General features: G+C 53.6%; 27 protein-coding genes, 1 other RNA gene and 1 other annotated feature. Of the genes, 13 read left to right on the forward strand and 15 right to left on the reverse strand.

The window, feature by feature from the left end; translation table 11 throughout:
• Positions 1-124 precede the first annotated feature (124 nt).
• From IM299_RS16065 to smpB, 3 genes are all read right to left on the reverse strand, one after another.
• Entirely contained in the window at positions 125-1,366 is a 1,242-nt protein-coding gene (locus IM299_RS16065; protein WP_163387522.1) for an integrase, read from the reverse strand.
• 204 nt (positions 1,367-1,570) lie between these two features.
• Positions 1,571-1,934, reverse strand: a transfer-messenger RNA (tmRNA) gene (gene ssrA / locus IM299_RS16070).
• Between the two features lie 89 nt (positions 1,935-2,023).
• Positions 2,024-2,506, reverse strand: a complete 483-nt coding sequence (gene smpB / locus IM299_RS16075; protein WP_008502505.1) for an SsrA-binding protein SmpB — start codon at positions 2,504-2,506, stop codon at positions 2,024-2,026.
• A gap of 156 nt (positions 2,507-2,662) precedes the next feature.
• Here smpB and IM299_RS16080 point away from each other — a divergent pair, with 156 nt between their 5' ends.
• Entirely contained in the window at positions 2,663-3,100 is a 438-nt protein-coding gene (locus tag IM299_RS16080) for a type II toxin-antitoxin system RatA family toxin (protein ID WP_008502504.1), read from the forward strand.
• The gene (locus IM299_RS16085; protein ID WP_193357801.1) at positions 3,090-3,377 is read left to right on the forward strand and encodes an RnfH family protein; all 288 of its coding nucleotides are present in this window, start codon (positions 3,090-3,092) and stop codon (positions 3,375-3,377) included. The genes IM299_RS16080 and IM299_RS16085 overlap by 11 nt, the downstream gene beginning before the upstream one ends.
• Before the next feature lie 101 nt (positions 3,378-3,478).
• Here the strand turns inward: IM299_RS16085 and bamE are convergent, their stop codons facing one another.
• The 3 genes from bamE to nadK form a co-directional block, all read right to left on the reverse strand.
• On the reverse strand, positions 3,479-3,817 hold the full coding sequence (gene bamE / locus IM299_RS16090; protein WP_028014132.1) for an outer membrane protein assembly factor BamE: 339 nt from the start codon (positions 3,815-3,817) through the stop codon (positions 3,479-3,481).
• Positions 3,818-3,955: 138 nt separating this feature from the next.
• Positions 3,956-5,617, reverse strand: a complete 1,662-nt coding sequence (gene recN / locus IM299_RS16095) for a DNA repair protein RecN (protein ID WP_048957964.1) — start codon at positions 5,615-5,617, stop codon at positions 3,956-3,958.
• Positions 5,618-5,702: 85 nt separating this feature from the next.
• Entirely contained in the window at positions 5,703-6,581 is an 879-nt protein-coding gene (gene nadK / locus IM299_RS16100) for an NAD(+) kinase (protein ID WP_008502500.1), read from the reverse strand.
• A 122-nt stretch (positions 6,582-6,703) separates the two neighbouring features.
• Between nadK and grpE the strand changes: the two genes are divergently transcribed.
• Positions 6,704-7,297 (forward strand): nucleotide exchange factor GrpE, encoded by a 594-nt coding sequence (gene grpE, locus IM299_RS16105; protein ID WP_032644906.1) that lies wholly within the window; start codon positions 6,704-6,706, stop codon positions 7,295-7,297.
• A gap of 51 nt (positions 7,298-7,348) precedes the next feature.
• On the opposite strand, the gene IM299_RS16110 is transcribed toward grpE, so the two are convergent.
• Together IM299_RS16110 and IM299_RS16115 are read right to left on the reverse strand one after the other, a co-directional pair.
• Positions 7,349-8,635 carry an HlyC/CorC family transporter gene (locus IM299_RS16110; RefSeq protein WP_032644905.1) on the reverse strand — a complete coding sequence of 429 codons (1,287 nt, stop codon included), beginning with the start codon at positions 8,633-8,635 and terminating at the stop codon, positions 7,349-7,351.
• 19 nt (positions 8,636-8,654) lie between these two features.
• Positions 8,655-9,446 (reverse strand): inner membrane protein YpjD, encoded by a 792-nt coding sequence (locus tag IM299_RS16115; RefSeq protein WP_032645009.1) that lies wholly within the window; start codon positions 9,444-9,446, stop codon positions 8,655-8,657.
• A 166-nt stretch (positions 9,447-9,612) separates the two neighbouring features.
• Between IM299_RS16115 and ffh the strand changes: the two genes are divergently transcribed.
• From ffh to IM299_RS16150, 7 genes are all read left to right on the forward strand, one after another.
• A complete protein-coding gene (gene ffh / locus IM299_RS16120; protein WP_003863132.1) occupies positions 9,613-10,974 on the forward strand; it encodes a signal recognition particle protein in 1,362 nt (453 codons plus the stop codon).
• Between the two features lie 116 nt (positions 10,975-11,090).
• Positions 11,091-11,339 (forward strand): 30S ribosomal protein S16, encoded by a 249-nt coding sequence (rpsP, locus tag IM299_RS16125; RefSeq protein ID WP_022649067.1) that lies wholly within the window; start codon positions 11,091-11,093, stop codon positions 11,337-11,339.
• Between the two features lie 15 nt (positions 11,340-11,354).
• A complete protein-coding gene (gene rimM / locus IM299_RS16130; protein WP_028014127.1) occupies positions 11,355-11,894 on the forward strand; it encodes a ribosome maturation factor RimM in 540 nt (179 codons plus the stop codon).
• A 31-nt stretch (positions 11,895-11,925) separates the two neighbouring features.
• A complete protein-coding gene (gene trmD / locus IM299_RS16135; protein WP_003863138.1) occupies positions 11,926-12,693 on the forward strand; it encodes a tRNA (guanosine(37)-N1)-methyltransferase TrmD in 768 nt (255 codons plus the stop codon).
• 43 nt (positions 12,694-12,736) lie between these two features.
• Entirely contained in the window at positions 12,737-13,084 is a 348-nt protein-coding gene (rplS, locus tag IM299_RS16140) for a 50S ribosomal protein L19 (RefSeq protein WP_002914145.1), read from the forward strand.
• Between the two features lie 132 nt (positions 13,085-13,216).
• Positions 13,217-13,621 carry a DUF2946 domain-containing protein gene (locus tag IM299_RS16145; RefSeq protein WP_193357802.1) on the forward strand — a complete coding sequence of 135 codons (405 nt, stop codon included), beginning with the start codon at positions 13,217-13,219 and terminating at the stop codon, positions 13,619-13,621.
• A gap of 37 nt (positions 13,622-13,658) precedes the next feature.
• Positions 13,659-15,029: a PepSY domain-containing protein gene (locus tag IM299_RS16150; protein ID WP_193357803.1), complete on the forward strand. Its 1,371-nt coding sequence runs from the start codon at positions 13,659-13,661 to the stop codon at positions 15,027-15,029.
• Positions 15,030-15,031: 2 nt separating this feature from the next.
• Here IM299_RS16150 and IM299_RS16155 read toward each other — a convergent pair whose 3' ends face one another.
• From IM299_RS16155 to IM299_RS16170, 4 genes are all read right to left on the reverse strand, one after another.
• Positions 15,032-15,517 carry an OmpA family protein gene (locus tag IM299_RS16155; RefSeq protein ID WP_045260862.1) on the reverse strand — a complete coding sequence of 162 codons (486 nt, stop codon included), beginning with the start codon at positions 15,515-15,517 and terminating at the stop codon, positions 15,032-15,034.
• A gap of 12 nt (positions 15,518-15,529) precedes the next feature.
• On the reverse strand, positions 15,530-16,750 hold the full coding sequence (gene dgcN, locus IM299_RS16160) for a diguanylate cyclase DgcN (RefSeq protein ID WP_049136910.1): 1,221 nt from the start codon (positions 16,748-16,750) through the stop codon (positions 15,530-15,532).
• On the reverse strand, positions 16,743-17,204 hold the full coding sequence (locus tag IM299_RS16165; protein ID WP_370567652.1) for a YfiR family protein: 462 nt from the start codon (positions 17,202-17,204) through the stop codon (positions 16,743-16,745). Before IM299_RS16165 ends, dgcN begins: the two co-directional genes overlap by 8 nt.
• Before the next feature lie 228 nt (positions 17,205-17,432).
• The gene (locus IM299_RS16170; RefSeq protein WP_041908636.1) at positions 17,433-17,807 is read right to left on the reverse strand and encodes a DUF2799 domain-containing protein; all 375 of its coding nucleotides are present in this window, start codon (positions 17,805-17,807) and stop codon (positions 17,433-17,435) included.
• Positions 17,808-18,020: 213 nt separating this feature from the next.
• On the opposite strand from IM299_RS16170, the gene aroF reads away from it, so the two are divergent.
• The 3 genes from aroF to IM299_RS16185 are packed head-to-tail and all read left to right on the forward strand — an operon-like array spanning position 18,021 to position 21,156.
• The gene (gene aroF, locus IM299_RS16175; RefSeq protein WP_041908638.1) at positions 18,021-19,091 is read left to right on the forward strand and encodes a 3-deoxy-7-phosphoheptulonate synthase AroF; all 1,071 of its coding nucleotides are present in this window, start codon (positions 18,021-18,023) and stop codon (positions 19,089-19,091) included.
• Between the two features lie 10 nt (positions 19,092-19,101).
• A complete protein-coding gene (gene tyrA, locus IM299_RS16180; protein ID WP_028014119.1) occupies positions 19,102-20,223 on the forward strand; it encodes a bifunctional chorismate mutase/prephenate dehydrogenase in 1,122 nt (373 codons plus the stop codon).
• 60 nt (positions 20,224-20,283) lie between these two features.
• Positions 20,284-21,156 carry an SMP-30/gluconolactonase/LRE family protein gene (locus IM299_RS16185; RefSeq protein WP_193357804.1) on the forward strand — a complete coding sequence of 291 codons (873 nt, stop codon included), beginning with the start codon at positions 20,284-20,286 and terminating at the stop codon, positions 21,154-21,156.
• Here the strand turns inward: IM299_RS16185 and pheA are convergent.
• The 3 genes from pheA to raiA all read right to left on the reverse strand — a co-directional run bounded on the left by pheA (position 21,153) and on the right by raiA (position 22,914).
• Positions 21,153-22,313, reverse strand: coding sequence for a bifunctional chorismate mutase/prephenate dehydratase (gene pheA, locus IM299_RS16190; protein WP_023325894.1), 1,161 nt, complete (start codon positions 22,311-22,313; stop codon positions 21,153-21,155). The two genes, IM299_RS16185 and pheA, sit on opposite strands and share 4 nt — an antisense overlap.
• Positions 22,314-22,343: 30 nt before the next feature.
• Positions 22,344-22,469, reverse strand: a sequence feature (Phe leader region).
• Positions 22,421-22,468, reverse strand: coding sequence for a pheA operon leader peptide PheL (pheL, locus tag IM299_RS16195; protein WP_100249759.1), 48 nt, complete (start codon positions 22,466-22,468; stop codon positions 22,421-22,423). (Overlaps the previous feature by 48 nt.)
• 103 nt (positions 22,470-22,572) lie before the next feature.
• Complete coding sequence (gene raiA / locus IM299_RS16200; RefSeq protein ID WP_008502470.1) at positions 22,573-22,914, reverse strand: ribosome-associated translation inhibitor RaiA; 342 nt, start codon at positions 22,912-22,914, stop codon at positions 22,573-22,575.
• Positions 22,915-23,235: the final 321 nt, after the last annotated feature.

Here is a 23,235-nt window from a genome sequence, read left to right on the forward strand (position 1 = left end):
CCATATCCCTTCCATTAAGAGATATTATGCTAATTAGCTTTATTTCTAAAACTACTAGCTTTCGCTTGAAATATAAATTCTCATCTGGCCCACTACTAAAGTGGGAACTGTCATTAATTATCCGTCATCCCGCTAAACGCTCTCCCCTCATACCTCCCTCAATCATACTTCCGCGATCAGCAGCCATAACAAAATCAGCCCACCATTGCATCATCGGTCGCCGTTGCTCAAGGTAATCACTGCGGTTATAAGCGCGACGTACCTCATTTTTGTCTACATGAGCCAGTGCTGCTTCAATGACATCAGGCAGAAATCCATCCTCATTGAGTGCCGTACTAGCGATAGAACGTAAACCGTGTGATACGAGTATGCCTCCTAAGCCAGCACGCTTGAGTGCAGCATTCACTGTCTGGCTGTTCATCGGCTGGGTAGGCTTAATGCGACTGGGAAAGATAAATTCTCGATTACCACTTAACGGCTTCATCATCTCCAGTATCGCAATTGCTTCATCTGACAATGGAACAGTATGGCCGCGGTTCATTTTCATGCGTGCTGCAGGAATCTTCCACTCTCGCGCTTCTATGTCTACCTCTTCCCAGCGAGCTTCAGCCGCTTCGGCAGGGCGGGTAATAGTAAGAAGTTGCCACATGAACAGGCAGCGTGTGGAAAGGCTAATGCTGGCTGTTCGCATTGTCTGCATCAGTTGAGGTAGCTGGTCCGGTCGAATGCTGGGCATGTTCTTTTTCTGAGGCTTCTCGAAGGCTTTACCGATATTAACGCTGGGAACAGCATCAATCAGCCCTGTGTTTTGGGCATAGATCATGACCTCATTAATGCGTTGGCACAGTCGACGAACGGTTTCCAGTGCTCCTCTGGCCTGAACAGGTTGAACGGCCTGAACCAGTGTGTGAGCTTTAATATCTGTAACGCTAACGTCCCCAATTGCAGGAAAGACATCTCTCTCAAGAGAGCGCCAGATATCTTCTGCATAGTCCGCTGTCACGCTTGCTTTCTTCACATTCCACCAACGTTCAGCTACGAGCTGGAAAGTATTGGTTTTGGCTTCAATTGAACTGCGCAGTTGTTCCTGCTGATGTTCCTGGGGATCAATTTGTTTCGCCAGAAGAGAACGGGACTCTGCCCGATAGTTTCGGGCATCGGCAAGGGTAACTGACGGGTAGGGACCTATGCTCTTCTTCGCACGTTTCTTAGTGACAGGGCGAATGTAGCGAAACTGCCAGATTTTACTTCCGCTGGATTTGATGAGTAGCTCAAGGCCATCACCATCATAGAGAACGTAGTCCGCTTCTTTGGGTTTGGCGGATTCGATTTCTTTAACGGATAGAGGTTTGGTTTGTCTTGCCATTGCCGGGTTTCCATAGTTTTAGGCACCTCAAAAACAATAAAGCTTTATGAGGTGCCTAACAAGGTGCCTAAAAGGTTCGGATTTAATTAGTTCTCTTCGGAATTCGCGGGACAAATTGAGAGCACAAAAAAACCCGCAGGGCTTGCGCCGTGCGGGCTCTTAGGACTTCATCGGATGACTCTGGTAATCACCGATGGAGAATTTTGGTGGAGCTGGCGGGAGTTGAACCCGCGTCCGAAATTTCTACATCCTCGGTACTACATGCTTAGTTTGTCTTTACATTCGCACGCCAGCTGCGGACAGACACGCCACTAACGAACTAGCCTGATTAGTTTTAACGCTTCAACCCCAGGCAGGGCTTCCACGCGATCTCTTTTGGGTTTGACCTCTCTTTGATCCCCGTCTTAAGAGCGGAAGCTAGGGAGAGAGGGCTCAGAGCAGGTTATTAAGCTGCTAAAGCGTAGTTTTCGTCGTTTGCGACTATTTTTTTGCGGCTTTTAACGAGGCAAACCGCCCCTCGGCATGCACCTTGGGTTTCGCAAATCCCGTCGAATCCAGAATCAGCCCCAATAGTGTTGAACTAAGTATACCAGATTTCACTTCCTGGATACCAGCCCGGAACGCTAACTTATTGAATAGTACAATAAGTGTGCAGAATCAACGTCCTGCGTTTTTCATAATGCGCGCTTTATCCAACTGCCACTCGCGTTCTTTCAGGTCAGTACGTTTGTCGTGCTGTTTTTTACCTTTCGCGACGCCAACTTTCACTTTGCACCAGGCATTTTTCCAGTACAGTGACAGGGCGACCACGGTGAAACCTTCACGGTTGATGCGTCCGTAGAGGGATTCCAGCTCACGCTTGTTCAGCAGCAGCTTACGGGTGCGCGTTGGGTCACATACGTAGTGCGACGAGGCGACGGTCAGCGGCGTAAAGTTCGCGCCGAACAGGAAGGCTTCGCCATCTTTAAGGATCACGTAGCTGTCGCCGATGTTGGCTTTCCCGGCGCGCAGCGATTTTACTTCCCAGCCCTGCAACGCAAGGCCAGCTTCGAATTCTTCTTCAATGAAATACTCGTGGCGAGCACGCTTGTTGAGCGCAATGGTCGCCGAGCCTGGTTTATGTGCTTTTTTCTTCGTCATAAGTGTCGTAAAGCCGTCGGTAATCTGATTTCAAAAAGTCACCTCATTGCGTCCTGTGAGGTCTAACGCGCTATCTTAGCACGAGATGAGGCTTAGCGTTTTTTTAACAGGTGATAAATGTTATTATTTATCCGTTGTGTGACCATGGAAAATGCTATGCCTCAGATTAGCCGTACTGCGCTCGTTCCTTACAGCGCGGAACAAATGTATCAGTTAGTGAACGATGTTCAGTCTTATCCAGAGTTTATCCCGGGATGTACCGGGAGCCGCGTTCTGGAGTCTGGCCCGACGCAGATGACTGCGGCGGTGGATGTCTCCAAAGCGGGGATCAGCAAGACGTTCACCACCCGCAATACGCTGACTAACAATCAGAGTATTTTGATGCATCTGGTGGATGGTCCATTTAAAACCTTGATGGGTGGCTGGAAGTTTACGCCACTGAGTGCTGACGCCTGCCGCATCGAGTTCCATCTGGACTTTGAGTTCACCAATAAGCTAATTGAGCTGGCGTTTGGCCGCATCTTTAAAGAGCTGGCGTCAAATATGGTTCAGGCGTTTACCACCCGCGCCAAAGAGGTTTACAGTGTCGCATAAGATTGCTGTAGAAGTGGTCTACGCGCTGCCGGAGAAGCAGTACCTACAGCGCGTAATGCTGGAAGAGGGGGCCACCGTTGAGGCGGCTATCCGCGCGTCTGGCATCCTTGAGCTTCGCAGCGATATCGACCTGGCGAAGAATAAGATCGGGATTTACAGCCGTCCGGTGAAGCTGGGCGATGTGCTGAGGGAGGGCGACCGGGTCGAGATTTATCGTCCGCTGATTGCCGACCCGAAAGAGCTTCGTCGCCAGCGCGCGGAGAAGTCTGCTAAGTAGCGTGTTTCCCCTCACCCTGTTCCTCTTCCCAAAGGGGGGAAGGGATAAAGAAAAACAAAAAAGGTGCTCGTTGAGCACCTTTTTGCATTTCTGGCTTCTGATTATTTTGTCAGGGCAGGTTTGTTGTCGATGTTGGTCAACACACCGGCGCTGCTGAAGGTCAGCGTCAGGGTCTGCTGGGTCACGCTTTCGTGGCCTGGCTGCTGACGGAATACATAGAACCAGGTGTTAGTGCCGAACGGATCGGTCATCATCGGGGTTCCCAGTGCATAAGCGACCTGCTGTTGTGTCATCCCCACGCGGATTTTGGACACATCGTTAGGGGTAAGGTAGTTCCCCTGGTTGATGTCAGGACGGTAAACCACTTTCTCCAGAGTGGAACAGCCTGCGGTCAACATCAGAAGAACCGCTGCGGCAGCGGTCAGCATTTTACAACGCATAGTGATTTGATTCCTTTTCGGGCCCGAGCAGAACGCGGCTCATATGTAATATGCCGATGATAATAGACCTTGCCCCACTTTGAAACCGGTCTGGCGGCGTTTTTGTTGTTCTGTATGACCCTGAGATCCCGAAAAAGTTTATGCCGCCAGCAGTTCTTTCGCGTTCGCGAGCGTATTACGCGTGACTTCACTGCCTCCGAGCAGTCGTGCCAGCTCCTGCAGACGCGCGCGTTTATCCAGCGGCTTCATGTGCGTTTCGGTCATTTCGCCGTCGGTTTCTTTACTGACAATAAAGTGATGATGACCACAGCCCGCAACCTGCGGCAGGTGGGTGACACACATCACCTGCGTTGATTCACCTAGCTGGCGCAGCAGTTTACCCACCACTGCCGCCGTTGGGCCGCTGATGCCGACATCCACTTCATCGAAAATCAGCGCCGGGGTTTCCATTTTACGCGCGGTAATCACCTGAATCGCTAGCGCAATACGCGACAGTTCACCGCCGGATGCCACTTTGGAGATGGCCTGCAGCGGCTGCCCCGGGTTGGTGGTGACGCGGAACTCGATGCGATCCGCTCCTTCTGCCGTCAGGTGGTTCTCTTCAAAACGGACATCAATAGTGAATACACCGTGCGGCATCGCCAGCGTGTGCATGCTGTCGGTGATGTGCTGGCTTAGCTCCTGAGCGTAATGTTGACGGATCTCATGCAGTTTTTTCGCCGTGGTCAGCGCCTGCTGATGATGCAGGTTCACTGCCAGAGAGAGGGTTTCCTGCGAATCCGCCTGATCGTCAAGCTGCTGCTGTTCTTCGAGCAGAGACTGATAATAGCCTGGTAGTTCTTCCGGCGTGACATGGTGCTTGCGCGCCAGTGAAATCTGACGAGAAAGGCGCTGCTCCAGCTCAAACAGGCGGTTCGGGTCGAGGTCCAGCCGTTCACAATAATGACGCAGTTCGTCACTGGCTTCTGAGATTTGAATCGCGGCCTCTTCCAGCATATCCAGTACGCCAGAAAGTTTACTGTCCATGCCGGCCAGTTCGGTGACCAGTTGACGGACATTGTACAGCTGGCTCTGCAGGTTAACGTCTTCGCCATCTGCCAGCATGTTGAGGGCATTCTGGCTGGTTGAGAGCAGGTGGCCGCTGTTGGCGAGGCGCTTGTACTCTTCGTCAATTTGTTCAAACTCACCCGCCTGCGGGTTGAATTCGTTCAGCTCTTTAAGCTGGTACGCCAGCAGCTCCGCACGCGCGGCGCGCTCCTGGCTTTGCTGCTGGTGCTGGGCGAGCTCGCGGCAGCTCTGATGCCACTGGCGGTAGTGCTCCGCCATAAGTTGAGTAAGCGCGTACTCACCCGCATAGCCATCAAGCAGGGCTTTCTGCTGTTCTGGTTTGACGAGTTGCTGATGCGCGTGCTGACCGTGGATCTGGATAAGCAGCTGACCGAGTTCGCGGAGCTGGGAGAGCGGGACTGCCGTGCCGTTGATAAAGCCACGGGAGCGCCCGTCGCTGCTGATCACGCGGCGAAGTAAACACTCACGTCCATCTTCGAGCTGATTTTGTTCCAGCCAGCGCAGGGCTGCAGGGGTATCTTTCAGGGAGAAACGTGCGCAAAGATCGGCACGGTTTGCGCCCATGCGCACCATGTCGCCCTCTGCACGGCCGCCAAGGCACAAGCCGAGGGCATCAATGGCAATGGATTTACCCGCACCGGTTTCGCCGGTGATCGCCGTCATGCCGCTGTGGAAATCGATCTCAAGCTCACGAACAATGGCAAAGTTGCTGATGGTCAGTTGTGCCAGCATAATTGTTTTCCTGTATGAAAAACCATGACTGTGTTTTCATACAGTATAAACTGGTTTTTTATACAGTAAAGTACTGGATGCAAAATCAGAACAATTTTTTTGACCAGCCAAGCTTCGAGCTTAATGTGTTGAAATAGCTGTAATCTTTCGGGTGAATCAAGTTCAGGTGGTAATCACACCGGCGAATAAGAACATCTTCACCTTCCTGGATTGGCAGCGCGATCTGGCTGTCGCAGCTGATCTCCAGGTCGTTACGGCGGTGCGAGAAGCGCAGACGTATCGTGCTGTCGCCGTTAATCACCAGCGGGCGCGCGGAGAGCGTGTGCGGGAACATCGGCACTAGCGTAATAGCATCCAGAGAGGGCGTCAGGATCGGGCCGCCCGCAGAAAGCGAGTAGGCGGTTGAGCCGGTCGGGGTGGAGATAATCAACCCGTCAGAACGCTGGGAAAAGGCAAAGATTTCGTCGATATAAACTTCGAACTCAATCATGTGTGCCACTTTGCCGGGATGAAGCACCACCTCGTTAATCGCGGTGCTGATGCGCTTCTGACAGTCCTGCTGGCACACCTGCGCTTCCAGTAAAAAGCGTTTTTCGCTGATATAATGACCTTCCAGCACGTCGGCCAGCTGTTGCTGCGCGTTGTCCGGGTCGAGGTCGGTTAAAAAGCCGAGATTGCCGCGGTTGATACCGATGACCTTGATGTCATAACGCGCCAGCGTGCGTGCCGCGCCGAGCATGTTGCCATCGCCGCCCACCACCACGGCGAGATCGGCCTGTTGGCCAATTTCCGCCAGCGTGCCGGTTTTGACGCTCTTCAGCTGCAGTTCCTGCGCAATTTGCTGCTCGACCATCACTTCATAGCCTTTGCTACACAACCAGCGATACAACATTTCATGTGTCGTCAATGCGGTAGGGTGACGCGGATGCCCGACGATCCCAATACACCTGAAATGATTATTCATTTTCTGGAGGTCCTTGTGCCTGATGAATGATGACAATCTCTCTTGTTCCCTTGAATCCAGGAAACTGATCCCCATAATAAGCGAAGTTAGCGAGATGAATGCAGAAAAACGCGGAGAAATTCATGAGTAGTAAAGAACAGAAAACGCCTGAGGGGCAAGCCCCTGAAGAAATTATCACGGAACAGCACGATGAAGTTGAGGCTGTAGAGCCAGACGCATCTGCTGAGCAGGTGGACCCGCGCGATGAAAAAATTGCGAATCTGGAAGCCCAACTGGTAGAAGCACAGAATCGCGAACGCGACACCGTTCTGCGCATCAAGGCGGAAATGGAAAACCTGCGTCGTCGCACCGAGCAGGACGTTGAGAAGGCGCATAAATTTGCGCTGGAGAAATTCGTCAACGAACTGCTGCCGGTGATCGATAGCCTCGACCGCGCGCTGGAAGTGGCTGACAAAGCGAATCCGGACAACGCGGCGATGATCGAAGGTATCGAACTGACGCTGAAATCCATGCTCGACGTGGTGCGTAAGTTTGGCGTGGAAGTGATTGCGGATACCGATGTGCCGCTGGATCCAAACGTTCACCAGGCCATTGCGATGGTGGAATCTGAAGAGATTGAAGCCGGTAAAGTGCTGGGCGTGATGCAGAAAGGTTATACCCTGAACGGCCGTACCATTCGCGCTGCGATGGTGACCGTGGCGAAAGCGAAAGCCTAATTTGCTACCTGTAGTGCCGGGTGGCGGCATTCGCCTTACCCGGCCTACGCTTTACTCGGCAATACTTTCCCGAAGTGGCGTGACGGGCAGCACCTTCACCTGCTTAATCATATTGTCCTGCACGTCCAGGATATCAATATCGTACTGCTCAATGCGCACCCGCGTGCCCGCCGCTGGGATCTCTTCCAGCGCTTCCAGAATCATCCCGTTCATGGTACGAGCTTCATCTTCCGGCAAATGCCAGTTAAAGGCTTTGTTGAGTTCACGGATGTTCGCGCTACCGTCAATCAGTACCGAACCGTCGTTCTGCGGAGTCACTTCCTCCGCGAGGGAAGGGGACATCGATGTGGTAAAGTCTCCGACAATCTCTTCCAGAATATCTTCGACCGTCACCAGGCCCTGAATATCGCCGTACTCGTTGACCACCAGGCCGACTTTTTTCTTGTTGCGCTGGAATTTAACCAGCTGCGTGCTGAGCGGCGTACCTTCCGGCACGTAGTAAATCTCGTCGGCGGCGCGCAGCATCACCTCTTTGGTGAACTCTTTTTTCTCGGTCATCAGACGGTAGGCTTCGCGCACGCGCAGCATGCTGATGGCGTCATCCAGCGAGTCGCGATAGAGCACGATGCGTCCATGCGGAGAGTGCGTCAGCTGGCGGACAATGGCTTTCCAGTCGTCGTTGATGTCGATACCGACGATTTCGTTGCGCGGCACCATGATGTCGTTCACGCTCACTTTTTCCAGATCCAGCACCGACAGGAGCATATCCTGATTGCGCCGGGAGATCTGCGAGCGGGATTCGTTCACGATGGTGCGCAGCTCTTCTTTGCTGAGCGCGCTGCTGATAGTGACGTCGGCTTTGATCCCCACCATCCGCATCAAAACGCGCGTGACCATGTTCAGCAGCCAGACCAGCGGCATCATCAGGATCTGCAGCGGTGCCAGCAGGAAGCTGCTCGGGTAGGCCACCTTTTCCGGGTAAAGCGCGGCGATGGTTTTTGGCAGCACTTCGGCAAACACCAGCACCACAAACGTCAGCACGCCGGTGGCAATCGCTACCCCGGCATTGCCGTACAGGCGCATCCCAACGATGGTGCCGAGGGCTGAGGCCAGAATATTGACAAGGTTGTTGCCGATAAGTACCAGGCTTATCAGCCGATCCGGCTTGCGGAGCAGTTTTTCAACGCGGCGGGCGGCACGGTTACCCTGTTTAGCACGATGACGCAACCGGTAACGGTTTAAGGTCATCATGCCGGTTTCCGAGCCGGAGAAATAGGCGGAGATGACCACCATGACGATCAGGATAACGATCAGCGTGGTGGTAGAGATGTGTTCCAGGGGGAACTCCTTTTATAACTTAGCCAGCAAATTGCTGTATGAAGCGGCTGCCAAAATAGGCAAGGGTGAGAATGCCCGCACCCGCGACGTTGAACCAGACGACGCGACGACCGCGCCAGCCTTCATGATAATGGCCCCACAACAGGACAATATAGACAAACCACGCGATGATGGAGAGCACTGCTTTATCGATATTCTCCACGCTGAACAGGTTCTTCATGTAAAACAGGCCGGTGCAAAGCGTGAGGGTCAGCAGCACCACGCCTATCTGGGTGATGTGGAACATCTTACGCTCAATGACCATCAGCGGCGGCATTTCATGGTTGAACGCCAGCTTTTTGTTTTTCAACTGGTAATCAATCCAGGCGAGCTGCATGGCGTAAAGCGCGGCGATGATCAGCGTCGCATAGGCGAACAGTGACAGGCCGATGTGCACCAGCATCCCCGGCGTCGCCTCCAGATGCGTAATGAATTCATTAGGCATAAAAGTGGCTAAAGCCAGATTGATCAGCGCGAAGGTATAGACAATCGGCAGCAGCAGCCAGCCGCGATTTTTAGACGCGACGATGGTCATTACCGTACAGATCATCAGGCTGACCAGCGAGCCGACGTTGAGGACGCTCAGGTTTTGCACGCTGCCGTCGCCGGGAATGATGCGTGATTCCAGCGCAAACGCGTGGCTTATCAGTGCGATGACCGCCGAAAGAATGGCCATGCGCCGCCAGCCGCTGTTTTTTTGCAGCAGTCCGGGAATAATCAGCGCGAGGCTGACAGAGTAGGCAACAAGGGCGATCAGTGCGAAAACAGGCATATAGGCATCGACAGTTGTCTTAATAAGAAAGAGAAGCAGTATAACGTTACGTGACGCCTGCTCCAACCGTTGCATAACAACAAAGGCGCCTTCATGTTATACTCCGGCAAAATTCTGTGTATGTGTCGCTCAATGCGGCCCAACGTTTCTACTCAGGCGAGAGACAATGTTTGATAATTTAACCGATCGTTTGTCGCGCACGCTGCGCAACATCAGCGGCCGCGGACGCCTTACTGAAGAGAACATCAAGGAAACGCTGCGCGAAGTGCGCATGGCGCTGCTGGAAGCAGACGTGGCGTTGCCGGTTGTTCGTGATTTTATCAACCGCGTAAAAGAGAAGGCGGTTGGTCATGAAGTTAACAAGAGCCTGACCCCTGGTCAGGAGTTCGTCAAAATCGTTCGTAACGAACTGGTTTCGGCGATGGGCGAAGAGAACCAGGTGCTTAACCTGGCGGCTCAGCCGCCGGCCGTGGTGCTGATGGCGGGCCTGCAGGGTGCGGGTAAAACCACCAGCGTCGGTAAGCTGGGTAAATTCCTGCGCGAAAAGCACAAGAAGAAAGTGCTGGTGGTCTCTGCGGACGTCTATCGCCCGGCGGCGATCAAGCAGCTGGAAACGCTGGCCGAGCAGGTCGGCGTGGACTTCTTCCCGTCCGACGTTGCCCAGAAGCCTGTCGACATCGTTAACGCCGCGCTGAAAGAAGCGAAGCTGAAATTCTACGACGTGCTGCTGGTGGATACCGCCGGTCGTCTGCACGTTGACGAAGCGATGATGGACGAAATCAAGCAGGTGCACGCTTCTATCAACCCGGTAGAGACCCTGTTTGTCGTTGACGCCATGACCGGTCAGGATGCGGCGAATACCGCGAAAGCGTTTAACGAAGCGCTGCCGTTAACCGGCGTGGTGCTGACCAAAGTCGACGGCGACGCCCGCGGCGGTGCGGCGCTTTCTATTCGTCATATCACCGGTAAGCCGATCAAGTTCCTCGGCGTGGGCGAGAAAACCGAAGCGCTGGAGCCGTTCCACCCGGACCGTATCGCCTCCCGTATCCTTGGCATGGGCGACGTGCTGTCGCTGATCGAAGATATCGAGAGCAAGGTCGACCGCGCGCAGGCTGAAAAGCTCGCCAGCAAGCTGAAAAAAGGTGACGGTTTCGATCTGACCGACTTCCTTGAGCAGCTGCGTCAGATGAAAAACATGGGCGGCATGGCAAGCCTGATGGGCAAACTGCCGGGCATGGGCCAGATCCCTGACAACGTTAAATCCCAGATGGATGACAAAGTGCTGGTGCGTATGGAGGCGATCATTAACTCCATGACGCTGAAAGAACGAGCCAAGCCAGAAATCATCAAAGGTTCCCGTAAGCGCCGTATCGCTGCCGGTTGCGGCATGCAGGTGCAGGACGTTAACCGCCTTCTGAAACAGTTCGACGACATGCAGCGCATGATGAAGAAAATGAAGAAAGGCGGCATGGCGAAGATGATGCGCGGCATGAAAGGCATGATGCCTCCCGGTTTTCCAGGGCGTTAATCGCTTTTGAGATTGCTTTTTGCCCGAAAATGAGTAAAATTTTCGGGCTTTTAATATGACACCCGGGCTCCGTTCCTCGATGGGGCCCGGTTGTTTTATTCACACAAGAGGATGTTATGGTAACTATTCGTTTAGCACGTCACGGCGCTAAAAAGCGTCCGTTCTACCAGGTTGTTGTGACTGACAGCCGTAATGCACGCAACGGTCGCTTCATCGAGCGCGTTGGTTTCTTCAACCCACTGGCCTCTGGCGCAGAAGAAGAAACTCGTCTGGATCTGGATCGTATCGCTCACTGGGTTGGCCAGGGCGCTACTGTTTCCGATCGCGTTGCTACGCTGATCAAAGCAGCAAACAAAGCAGCTTAATCTGTCACGGTGGTCATGATGAGCAATAAAGCACCTGTTGAACCGATCGTATTGGGAAAAATGGGTTCTTGCTACGGTATCCGTGGTTGGCTCAGAGTGTTTTCCTCCACTGAAGACGCTGATAGCATTTTTGATTACCAGCCCTGGTTCATCCAGAAAGCCGGTAAGTGGGAAGAGGTCGAGCTGGAAAGCTGGCGTCACCACAATCAGGACATCATCATCAAGCTGAAAGGCATTGACGATCGTGATGCCGCGAATGCGCTGACTAATTGTGAAATTGTCGTGGATTCGTCGCAGTTGCCACAGCTGGAAGAGGGCGACTACTACTGGAAAGACCTTATGGGCTGCCAGGTAGTCACCACTGAAGGTTACAGCCTGGGGAAAGTCATCGATATGATGGAAACCGGGTCAAATGACGTTCTCGTCATTAAGGCAAACCTGAAAGATGCATTTGGCATCAAGGAGCGGCTGGTCCCGTTCCTCGATGGACAGGTTATCAAGAAAGTCGATCTCGCTACTCAAACCATTGAAGTAGATTGGGATCCTGGTTTTTAAATTCTCCGGATAAACGGTAAAAGACGGCGCTATGTGGATTGGCATAATTAGCCTGTTTCCTGAAATGTTCCGCGCGATTACCGATTACGGGGTAACTGGCCGGGCAGTAAAGAATGGCCTGCTGAGCATCCAGAGCTGGAGTCCTCGTGACTTTACTCATGACCGGCACCGTACCGTGGACGATCGTCCTTACGGCGGCGGACCGGGGATGTTAATGATGGTGCAACCCTTACGGGACGCCATTCACACAGCAAAAGCCGCGGCAGGTGAAGGCGCAAAGGTGATTTATCTGTCACCTCAGGGACGCAAGCTTGATCAAGCGGGCGTGAGCGAACTGGCGACGAATCAAAAGCTGATTCTGGTCTGTGGGCGCTACGAAGGGATAGATGAGCGCGTAATTCAAACCGAGATTGACGAAGAATGGTCTATCGGCGATTACGTTCTCAGCGGTGGTGAGTTACCGGCAATGACGCTGATTGACTCCGTCGCCCGGTTTATTCCGGGGGTACTGGGCCATGAAGCTTCGGCAACGGAAGATTCCTTTGCCGATGGATTGCTGGACTGTCCACACTATACTCGTCCTGAAGTGTTAGAAGGGATGGAAGTACCGGCAGTGTTACTGTCTGGAAACCATGCCGAGATACGTCGCTGGCGTTTGAAGCAGTCGCTGGGCCGAACCTGGCTTAGAAGACCTGAACTTCTGGAAAACCTGGCTCTGACTGAAGAGCAAGCAAAGTTGCTGGCCGAGTTCAAAACCGAACACGCGCACCAGCAGCATGAACATGATGGGAAGGCGTAATACGCTCCCGAATATCAGTTTACCCAGGATAAGAGATTAAATTATGAGCAACATTATTAAGCAACTTGAACAAGAGCAGATGAAGCAGGACGTACCTTCCTTCCGTCCAGGTGACACCGTGGAAGTGAAAGTATGGGTTGTTGAAGGTTCCAAAAAACGTCTGCAGGCATTCGAGGGCGTGGTTATCGCTATTCGTAACCGCGGTCTGCACTCTGCATTCACTGTTCGTAAAATTTCCAACGGCGAAGGCGTTGAGCGTGTCTTCCAGACTCACTCTCCGGTAGTTGACAGCATTGCTGTTAAACGTCGTGGTGCTGTACGTAAAGCTAAACTGTACTACCTGCGTGAGCGTACTGGTAAGTCTGCTCGTATTAAAGAGCGTCTGAACTAAGATTCGCTTAAGCGACATCCTGTTAGAAAGGGCTGGCCGAAAGGCTGGCCCTTTTTTTATCCCATCGCACCTCTCGCATTAACCCTTTCGTCATAAATCATTTACAATGCTTGCCTCTTGAATGGAGGGGAAGTGGATAACGTACTGCATCAGCAAAACCGGAAACGCGCAGCGGCATTGACCGCGCTGTTTGCGATCCTGCTGATCGTGGTGGCACCCCTTATCTCCGTCTCGTTGCAGAAAGACCCCATGAGCGCCATGCCGGGCATGCATCATGACATGAGCATGATGTCGATGGACGAGCATCACGGCGATATGCCGCACACGATGCCGGTTGACCATGCGGAAGCCTGTGGCTACTGCGTGCTGTTAGCCCACGTGCCGGGCGTGATGCTCGCGCTGATTGTGCTGCTCAGTATCATGCTGCAAAGGCTTCGTGTGAAGCCGCCGCGTCAGGCGGTCAGCCACTGGCACTTTTTCCCCTGGCTTTACCCTGATACCCGCGCGCCGCCGCCGCAGTCTGCTTTTTCCCTTTAAAAAATATCGATAACTTTCTGCCTTAAAAAGGAAAAGTATGACTACCTGCACTCCGCGCGCGGCATGGGGAAACCTGCTGCGTCGTCTCCATTTCTACGTCGGGCTATTTGTCGGCCCGTTTATCTTCTTCGCCGCGCTGACCGGTACGCTGTACGTGGCGACCCCGCAGCTCGAGAATGCGCTCTACCGGGACGCGCTCCACACGAATTCCGTGGGCGAACCGAAGCCGCTGGCGGAACAAATCGCCACGGCGGAAAAGGCCGTTGGCTCAGATTTGCGTTTGCACGCCGTTCGCCCGGGGCTGGTTGAAGGTGAAACCACCCGCGTGATGTTTGCTGACCCGACGCTGGGGCCCTCGGAAAACCGGGCGATCTTTATCGATCCGGTAAGCCTGGCGGTGCGGGGGGATATGACGGTGTACGGCACCAGCGGGATTTTACCGCTGCGTCAGACCATTGATTATCTGCATACCTCTCTGATGCTGGGCGATATCGGGCGGCTCTATAGCGAACTGGCCGCTTCCTGGATGTGGGTGGCCGCACTGGGAGGGATTGCCCTGTGGTTTTATACCCGACCAAAACGCCGGATTAACAATCGCTTCCAGAACCGCCGTCGGGTGCATGTGACGCTCGGCTGGATATTACTGGGGGGAATGCTGCTCTTCTCTGCAACCGGCCTGACCTGGTCCCAGTGGGCGGGGGGGAATGTTGATAAGCTGCGCGCTGAGTTGAACTGGCTAACCCCGCAGGTGAATACGATGCTATCCGGCGTGCCGGAGAGCGTGGATGAGCACGCCGAACACCGTGGCCATCACGGCGGAATGGTGATGCCGGAAATGGCGATGGATCTGACTCGGTTTGACGGTGTGTTAAGCGCGGCGCGTAAAGCGGGGATTGATGCCAACAGGCTGGAGATCCGCCCGGCGAAAACAATGGATCGCGCATGGACAGTGACGGAAATCGACCGCAGCTGGCCGACTCAGGTGGACGCCGTTGCGGTTGATCCCGGTACGATGCAGATCCTCGACAGAACCCGATTCGAGGACTTCCCGCTCATGGCAAAACTGACCCGCTGGGGCGTGGATTTCCATATGGGGATCTTATTCGGGCTGGTGAATCAGCTGCTGCTCGTTGCTTTCGGCCTTGCCCTGTGCGTGCTTATCATCTGGGGATACCGGATGTGGTGGATGCGTCGTCCGGCACAGTCGGCAATGAATCCGGTGCAGACGCTTACTCAGAGCTGGCTGGCGCTGTCAGGATGGGGAAGAGGTGTTACCGTGGTCATCAGCGCACTGCTGGGGCTGGCTTTGCCGGTGATGGGCGTGAGTCTGGCGCTGTTTGTTCTGATTGACTGGCTGCGCTGGCGAGCGGCAACAGGCGTGTCGCTCACCGAATCATCCGCTAAATAATCCTATGGCGCGCTGATAACCACTGACACCCGGCGGTTTTCAGCGCGCCCTTGTGCAGTGCTGTTGCTCGCAATCGGATATTTTTGGCCTAATCCCCGGGTGGAGAGATTGCTGCGCGGGATATTCGCGCCTTTCGCCCAGGCGTCGGCCACGGCATTGGCGCGTTTTAACGACAGGGCTTCGTTGTAGCTTGCTTCACCGTAATTATCGGTATGACCGTCCATTCGCGCGTGATTCAGGCCAGTTTTCGCCAGACGAGAGGCCATGGACTGGATCTGTGTTTCACTTTCCGGACGCAGTCTGGCGTCATTCTTATCAAAGAGGATGGTGTCCGACATACCAAGCGACCAGTCGCCGTTCAGTTCGTTAAAACCGTATGACTTCATCGCCGCGATTTGCTCAGGAGTAAATTTGCCCTGGGGCGGCGACTGACAGCCTGCCAGAACCAGTGAGGCCATAACTAACGGCGCGAAGTAACGTTTTAACATAGTGTATCCTTTCTAACTTATTGTTTTCGTACGCTGGTTTTTAACCTGGTACATGTTGCGGTCAGCCCTCTCCAGTAATGCTTCCACGGAAGCATTTTCCCACGCCAGAGCAAAGCCAATGCTGAGTGACATCGATGCTTTTTGTCCGTTATGCAGATCAAACGGACGGATAAACTGCTGCGCTAGCGCAGCACAAATGTGTTGAACCTCTGGTTCAGAATGCACCCCGTACAGCACCATGGCAAATTCGTCACCGCCAAGGCGGTAGGACTGATGGCGTTTATCGCCAAATTCCACCATCCTGCTGGCGACTTCAATCAGCACGCAGTCTCCTGCCGCGTGTCCCCAGGTGTCGTTAATAAACTTAAAATTATCACCGTCGAGGAAGAGCAGGGCCGAGTTTGTTTTTGCCGAGGGGTCATTCATTAATGCCGCAATACTGTTACGAAACGCAGCGCGGTTAGCAAGACCGGTGAGCGGGTCGTGCATGGCGGTACGAAGCAGTTGAGCGTTTTTCGCCTGGAGCTTAAGCTGCCACTCCTCCATCTCGTCCAGCAGGCTGTTGAAGTCTTCTCCAAACTGATGGAATTCTTCAATGCGCCCATCTTTCACCCGACGGGAAAAGTTGCGATTGGTGCGGACGTCATGCACAACGTCGGTGATATTTTGCAGCGCAGTGACCATGCCGCGGTGCAGAGACTGGGTAATGGTGAGCGCGACGACGGTTGCAAAAAGAATACAGCCGGTGAGGACGGCAAACGACATCCAGATGAAATGGCTGATAAGGCTGTCACGCGCGGTAAGACGTATTTCACCTATCTTCGCGCCGTTGTGCAGGATGGGCTGCGCAACCGGAACGGGGAAAAGCCAGCGGCTGACCAGCGCCCCCAGCGTGTCGTTATTATCCTTCGGGTTCCAGGACCAGTAGGCAAAGCGCTTTTTATGCCCGTTGATGACTTCTGCTGCGGCAAACTGCCCCTGCTTACCCAGCGCAGCGAGCGTTTCGTTGGCCGCCAGTGAATCGTTGAAAACCAGAGAGGCTTCAAGGCTGTGGCTCATTGTGGCGCCGGTTAATTCGAGATTTTTTTGCGCGTATTGTTTTAATGTTACGACCGAGGCAAAACAGAGCAACAGCCATATTAACGTCATTGTGATGATGACGCTTATCATGCTGTTTCGCCTCAGCGTTCTTTTAAACGTCGGACGCTGCGTCGAGATGAAATCTTTATCCATGCTGCTTATTCCGTGCAAGCATCAATACATCCGGGTTAACCCTGACGCCACTGCGTGTCAACGCATCCAGATTGACGGAAAATCGCACCTGGCCACGATCGATTATCAGGCAAAAGGCGCTGCCAATAACACATTCCGGATTTTGCTCTGAGATTAATAGCAATGCTCTGCCCTGATATTGACTTATTAATTCAAGTTGTTTCGCAGGTGGTTCAGTCCCGAAATAAACAGCATCGCATGTCGCGGCCAGGGCTTCCCGATCGTTACGTACAATAACGGGGGTATAAGGTAACTCGTTATGCCCCTGGTCTTCGCTGAGCGCGTGCGTATAGTGAGAAGTGGCATAGATGCAGAGTTTAGGCTGACCGGAAAGCGACGGCCATCGCGTATAGCTCACTATGCCTGAGACAATAGAACGTACCGATTTATCTGTATCCGTGAGCGCGCCTGCCATCGCCGGGCCCACCATAAGGAACAGCATTAGCACCAGAGTGAGTCGGAACAAAGAGTTCAAGTATAAATTTCTCACCAGAATCCGCCGTACCGCTCCGGAAATAGATGTCCTTAAGAGTTGCGGGCAGAATACCATTGTTTATCAGAACCGTCATTATGTCAGAAATAGCCCATGGCTGACCTAAGCTAAATCCTACAGTTGTTTATTTTCCAAAGAATAAAAGCAGACTTAATTAAGCCTGCTGGAACGCATACTTTCATCCATTCCTTTTTGCCATGACGCATGCAGTTTCGCTGCATTTTCAACAGTATCACAACTGGCTGGATAAGATTTGCCCGCTAATCCCCATGCATGAATAAAGCCTTCTTCACACACTTTCTTCTGACCATCAGCATAGCCGCGAAGATATTCATTACGATCGACGTGGGGGTCGTTAAAACTATCGGCCAGGGTCTGGTTATCTTTAACCGGCAGGCCATTTATGGCGTCTTCTTTACCCGCGCTGAACCAGTCCGGGCTCGTCCAGTTGGGCTGGAAAGTGTAAGGATTAATCTGGCAGCCCGATAAAAACAGCGACAGCAGGACGAAAGCAATCGATCGCATAACCCTTCTCCTTTTTCTTCAGCATAGCCTGGCGGGAGAAATTTAGAGTGTAATTTAAACTTTACGATTTTAGCGGCTGATTTTTGCCTTTATTGTGCCAATGTAAACTAATGTGTACGTATTTTGGATTGAAATGTTTACTTTTTATGGTATCGTGGTTTCACCTCACTGAGGAAAACAACTATCGCAAACGAGCTTTACAGGATCGCTATCATGCAAAAAGACGCGCTGAACAACGTACATATCACTGACGAACAGGTTTTGATTACCCCGGATCAGCTGAAAGCGGAGTTTCCGCTGAGCGCCGCGCAGGAGGCTCAGATCGAGCACTCTCGCCAGACCATTTCTGACATTATCGCCGGCCGCGATCCGCGCCTGCTGGTGGTTTGTGGTCCTTGCTCTATTCACGATCCTGAAACCGCCATTGAGTATGCGCGTCGATTTAAAGCATTAGCGGAGGAGGTCAGCGATAGCCTCTACCTGGTGATGCGCGTCTATTTTGAAAAGCCACGTACGACGGTTGGCTGGAAAGGATTGATCAACGATCCGCACATGGATGGCTCGTTTGATGTGGAAGCAGGCCTGAAGATTGCGCGTCGCCTGCTGGTGGAACTGGTCAGCATGGGGCTGCCGCTGGCAACCGAAGCGCTGGATCCAAACAGCCCGCAATACCTGGGCGATCTGTTTAGCTGGTCTGCAATTGGTGCGCGTACGACTGAATCGCAAACCCACCGTGAGATGGCGTCTGGCCTGTCGATGCCGGTTGGCTTTAAAAACGGTACCGATGGCAGCCTGGCGACGGCGATCAACGCCATGCGCGCCGCCGCCATGCCGCACCGCTTTGTTGGGATCAACCAGGCGGGCCAGGTGTGCCTGCTGCAAACGCAGGGCAACCCGGACGGTCATGTGATCCTGCGCGGCGGTAAAGCGCCAAACTACAGCCCTGCGGACGTGGCGCAGTGTGAAAAAGAGATGGAACAGGCGGGACTGCGTCCGGCACTGATGGTAGATTGCAGTCATGGTAATTCGAATAAAGATTACCGTCGCCAGCCAGCGGTTGCGGAATCCGTGGTCGCACAGATCAAAGACGGAAACCGTTCGATTATCGGCCTGATGATTGAGAGCAACATTCATGAAGGTAATCAGTCATCAGAACAGCCGCGCAGCGCGATGAAGCACGGCGTCTCCGTGACGGATGCCTGCATCAGCTGGGAAACCACCGATGCGCTGCTGCGTGAGATCCATAAAGATTTAAGCGGCCAGCTGGCGACGCGTCTGGCTTAAGAGGGTAGTTATGGTTGCTGAATTGACCGCACTGCGCGATCAAATTGATGAAGTGGATAAGGCGCTGCTGGACCTGCTGGCGCGCCGCATGGCGCTTGTTGCCGAAGTCGGTGAGGTGAAAAGCAAATACGGCCTGCCGATTTACGTCCCGGAGCGCGAAGCATCAATGCTGGCCTCCCGTCGTAAAGAGGCACAGGCGCTGGGCGTTTCGCCGGATTTGATTGAAGATGTTCTGCGTCGCGTGATGCGGGAATCCTATTCCAGCGAAAACGACAAGGGCTTTAAAACCCTCTGTCCGTCCCTGCGTCCGGTGGTGATTGTTGGCGGAGCAGGGCAGATGGGACGTCTGTTCGAGAAAATGCTGACGCTTTCTGGCTATCAGGTGCGCATTCTGGAAAAAGAGGACTGGGCACAAGCACCGGAACTGATGAAAGATGCCGGAATGGTTATCGTCAGCGTGCCGATCCACGTGACGGAGCAGATCATCGGGAAGCTTCCTCCTTTACCAAAAGACTGCATTCTGGTGGATCTGGCTTCCGTTAAAAACGGTCCTCTGCAGGCGATGCTGGCTGCGCATACGGGCCCGGTGCTCGGGCTGCACCCGATGTTTGGCCCGGACAGCGGCAGCCTGGCAAAGCAGGTGGTGGTTTACTGCGACGGCCGTCAGCCTGAAGCCTATCAATGGTTCCTGGAACAGATTCAGGTCTGGGGCGCGAGGCTGCACCGCATCAGCGCGGTCGAGCACGATCAGAACATGGCGTTCATTCAGGCGCTGCGCCACTTTGCGACCTTTGCCTACGGTCTGCATCTGGCGGAAGAGAACGTGCAGCTTGAACAGCTGCTGGCGCTCTCTTCACCGATCTATCGTCTTGAGCTGGCGATGGTCGGGCGTCTGTTTGCGCAGGATCCCCAGCTTTACGCCGACATCATCATGTCGTCTGAAAATAATCTGGCGCTGATCAAGCGCTACTATCAGCGCTTTGGCGAAGCCATTACGCTGCTGGAGCACGGAGACAAGCAGGCGTTTATCGACAGCTTCCGCAAAGTGGAGCACTGGTTCGGCGATTACGCCACGCGTTTCCAGAGTGAAAGCCGCACGCTGTTGCGCCAGGCAAATGACAGTCGCCAGTAATCCAATGATGTATATACTGAAAGCCAGCAATGCTGGCTTTTTTCATTTTGGGGAACTGTCATGGCTGAACCGCAGCTGCTGTTGAACTACACCGGGCATCTGCCCGAATGCCCGACGTGGAGCGCAGAAGAAAATGCGCTTTACTGGGCTGATATTCTGGAAGGGGAGATCCACCGCTACCACCTGCCGACGGCGGAACATACCGTGCTCTCTTTCCACGAGGAGGTGGGCTGTTTCGCGCTGCGCGAGCAGGGTGGTTTTATCGTTGCGATGCGCACGGGCATCTGGCTGACCGATAAACACGGACTGCTGCGCCGCAAGGTGTGTGATAACCCCTCTAACCCGCAGCTGGCGCGTTTTAACGATGGGGGCACCGACTATCAGGGCCGGTTCTATGCGGGCACGTTCTGGGGGCCGGGAGATTACAACGGCGCCCTGCTGATGCGCATCGACAACGACCTGACGCCGAAAGTGATCCAGTGCGATATTCATGGGCACAACGGCTTAGCGTTTACCCCGGATAAACAGTGGATGTTTACCTCAGACACGCCAAACGGCGTAATTTACCGCACGCCGCTTAACGAGCAGGGCGAACCCGGCAGGCGTGAGGTATTTCGTCAGTTTAAAGAGGGCGAGGGGATACCGGACGGTGCGGCGATGGATGTGGAAGGCTGCTACTGGAGCGCGCTGTTTGACGGCTGGCGTATCGCGCGTTTTTCTCCACAAGGGGAGCAACTGGAAGAATACCGCATGCCGGTGCGTTGCCCAACGATGGTCTGCTTTGGCGGCGATGATATGAAAACGCTGTTCATTACCACCACGCGGGAAAATATGGATGCGGAGGAGGTGGCGAAGTATCCGCTTTCCGGAGCCATCTTCACCCTGCCGGTGAGCGTGGCAGGGATGAAGAAAAACCGTTTTATCGAACGTTAGATCGGATCGACCGGAACGACGTTTTCGCTCGGGTAGCAGCCCAGCACCTTCATGGAACGCGTGATCTCGCCCAGCTCGCGCAGGGCTTTCTGCATGGAAGCAGACTCGAGGTTGGCCTGGATATCAAGGTAGAACATCTCTTCCCACGGATTACCGTGGATTGGGCGTGATTCCAGCCTGGTCATGATCAGATTGTGATTACGCAGCACCAGCAGGGCTTCAACCAGCGCACCGGCCTGTTGGCCGGTGGCCATCAGCAACGTGGTCTTGGCCGGTACCTGGTCAGACACATTGATTGCCTTGCGGGCCAGCACCACGAAGCGGGTAATATTTTGCGTCTGGTTCGCCAGGTTGCGTTCCAGCACCTGTAAACCATACAGCGCGCCGCCCGCTTCGCTGCCCAGCGCCGCAACGTTGGGGGAGTTAGCCTGGGCCACTTTTTCCATTGCCGCCGAGGTGCTTTCGGTGTACTCAATTTTCCAGTTCGGATAGCGGTTCAGGAACTGGCTGCACTGCTGGAACGGCTGCGGGTGGCTGTAGACCGTTTCGATCGTGTTCAGGTCCGTTGAGCCGGAGACCAGCACGCAGTGATCGATAGGGATCGTCAGCTCGCCGACCAGCGACAGGCTGGTGTGCTGGAGCAAATCGTAGACGTCGTTGATGGCGCCGGAGCTGGTGTTTTCAATCGGCACCACGGCGTAATCCGCCTGGCCGGTCTCGACCTGGTTAAAAATGTCGGCAAACTTCGCGCAGCCGCTCTCGATAAACTCTTCAAAATGGCGTGCGGCATACTGACGTGCGGCCAGGTGAGAATAGGAGCCCTTTGGCCCGAGGAAAGCGATACGCGCAGAGTGCGGATTGGTTTTATTGAGGTGCTGCTGGAGTAGCGCTTGCTGGGTCAGAACGGAGTCTTCGATGATGAGCTGGAACAACCGGGTGATGTAGTGGGCATCGAGATGATGCGCTTTGCCGAGCTGAATGAGACGTTCCAGCAGATCCCGCTCGCGGTCGATATCACGGACCGGACGATGGGAGTCCAGCTTGGCTTTGCCCACTTCAACGGCGAGGGCGCGACGTTCGGCCAGCAGCGCCAGTAATTTTTCATCCAGCGCGCTGATTTTTACTCGCAGATCCAGTAACGGGTTTTCCGGTGTCATAGTGTTGCCTGTCTCATTTTATCGTTATCAATAAAAAAGGCCCCCCGGTGTGGGAGGCCTTGTTGTTCGTCTTCGCATTCTTTATCACACGACGAAACGCCTCCCGTTCAGGGGAAGGTAAAAAAGAATGCGAAGAAGAACGGAGTAAGTTTCATAGAGTCATCCTGTGATTGATACCGTTAAAGTACCCGTACTGTTTTCACCCTGTCAATAAAAAACGCGCCCGAAGGCGCGTTGGCGGTACACTCAATTTAAAGGATTACTCTTCTTCAACTTCTTCCGCGAAGCTGGCGTCTTTCACCGACGTTGTGGCGCGACGGGCTTCACCTTTGTGTTGCACTTTATTGAGCTGCCGTTCCAGCTTGTTGATCAAATCGTTGATTGCGGTGTACATATCCTCATGTTTTGCGCTGGCGACCAGATGGCCGTTTGGAGTATTGATAGTTGCGTCAGCGATGAAACCCTGGGGCTCCTTGGACAGGATGATATGTGGATTAATCAAATGTGTTTGCCATTTATCCAGTTTGGCGAGACGGTCTGCGACGTGCTGGCGAATTGCCGGAGTAATTTCCATTTGTTTACTGGTAATGTTCATTGTCATAAATTTTACCTCTTGTCTTTCCGTCTTGGTGATTCCAGCATACCCGACCTAATGTCAAAATGTGTGATTTAGATCACGTTATTTTGTCGGTTTTTGTCAGTGAATCTTTTTTGTGAGGCAGGGCAGGAAGAGATGAGATTTACCTTGTGGAAGGTACGAATTGCGGTCATAGTTGACGGGATGTGTTGAGGCTAAAGCGCTTCAGCGGATGTCTGAATTGAATAAAGAAACGGCAGCCTTCGGGCTGTAATGCCAGTCAGTTAAGCAACTGACTGGCTTTTTTTCGGGGCTGTGGGGTATCTCCAGGGCCTTTCCTTTACC

Source organism: Enterobacter cloacae complex sp. P47BA, assembly GCF_014930485.1.
GTDB classification, from domain to species: Bacteria; Pseudomonadota; Gammaproteobacteria; order Enterobacterales; family Enterobacteriaceae; genus Enterobacter; species Enterobacter bugandensis.

Coding starts and splice junctions, on each gene's coding strand:
- IM299_RS16065 (WP_163387522.1), bottom strand. CDS start 1,366: ATGGCAAGACAAACCAAACCTCTATCCGTTAAAGAAATCGAATCCGCC.
- smpB (WP_008502505.1), bottom strand. CDS start 2,506: ATGACGAAGAAAAAAGCACATAAACCAGGCTCGGCGACCATTGCGCTC.
- IM299_RS16080 (WP_008502504.1), top strand. CDS start 2,663: ATGCCTCAGATTAGCCGTACTGCGCTCGTTCCTTACAGCGCGGAACAA.
- bamE (WP_028014132.1), bottom strand. CDS start 3,817: ATGCGTTGTAAAATGCTGACCGCTGCCGCAGCGGTTCTTCTGATGTTG.
- recN (WP_048957964.1), bottom strand. CDS start 5,617: ATGCTGGCACAACTGACCATCAGCAACTTTGCCATTGTTCGTGAGCTT.
- nadK (WP_008502500.1), bottom strand. CDS start 6,581: ATGAATAATCATTTCAGGTGTATTGGGATCGTCGGGCATCCGCGTCAC.
- grpE (WP_032644906.1), top strand. CDS start 6,704: ATGAGTAGTAAAGAACAGAAAACGCCTGAGGGGCAAGCCCCTGAAGAA.
- IM299_RS16115 (WP_032645009.1), bottom strand. CDS start 9,446: ATGCCTGTTTTCGCACTGATCGCCCTTGTTGCCTACTCTGTCAGCCTC.
- ffh (WP_003863132.1), top strand. CDS start 9,613: ATGTTTGATAATTTAACCGATCGTTTGTCGCGCACGCTGCGCAACATC.
- rpsP (WP_022649067.1), top strand. CDS start 11,091: ATGGTAACTATTCGTTTAGCACGTCACGGCGCTAAAAAGCGTCCGTTC.
- rimM (WP_028014127.1), top strand. CDS start 11,355: ATGATGAGCAATAAAGCACCTGTTGAACCGATCGTATTGGGAAAAATG.
- trmD (WP_003863138.1), top strand. CDS start 11,926: ATGTGGATTGGCATAATTAGCCTGTTTCCTGAAATGTTCCGCGCGATT.
- rplS (WP_002914145.1), top strand. CDS start 12,737: ATGAGCAACATTATTAAGCAACTTGAACAAGAGCAGATGAAGCAGGAC.
- IM299_RS16150 (WP_193357803.1), top strand. CDS start 13,659: ATGACTACCTGCACTCCGCGCGCGGCATGGGGAAACCTGCTGCGTCGT.
- IM299_RS16155 (WP_045260862.1), bottom strand. CDS start 15,517: ATGTTAAAACGTTACTTCGCGCCGTTAGTTATGGCCTCACTGGTTCTG.
- dgcN (WP_049136910.1), bottom strand. CDS start 16,750: ATGGATAAAGATTTCATCTCGACGCAGCGTCCGACGTTTAAAAGAACG.
- IM299_RS16165 (WP_370567652.1), bottom strand. CDS start 17,204: ATGGCAGGCGCGCTCACGGATACAGATAAATCGGTACGTTCTATTGTC.
- IM299_RS16170 (WP_041908636.1), bottom strand. CDS start 17,807: ATGCGATCGATTGCTTTCGTCCTGCTGTCGCTGTTTTTATCGGGCTGC.
- aroF (WP_041908638.1), top strand. CDS start 18,021: ATGCAAAAAGACGCGCTGAACAACGTACATATCACTGACGAACAGGTT.
- tyrA (WP_028014119.1), top strand. CDS start 19,102: ATGGTTGCTGAATTGACCGCACTGCGCGATCAAATTGATGAAGTGGAT.
- IM299_RS16185 (WP_193357804.1), top strand. CDS start 20,284: ATGGCTGAACCGCAGCTGCTGTTGAACTACACCGGGCATCTGCCCGAA.
- pheA (WP_023325894.1), bottom strand. CDS start 22,313: ATGACACCGGAAAACCCGTTACTGGATCTGCGAGTAAAAATCAGCGCG.
- raiA (WP_008502470.1), bottom strand. CDS start 22,914: ATGACAATGAACATTACCAGTAAACAAATGGAAATTACTCCGGCAATT.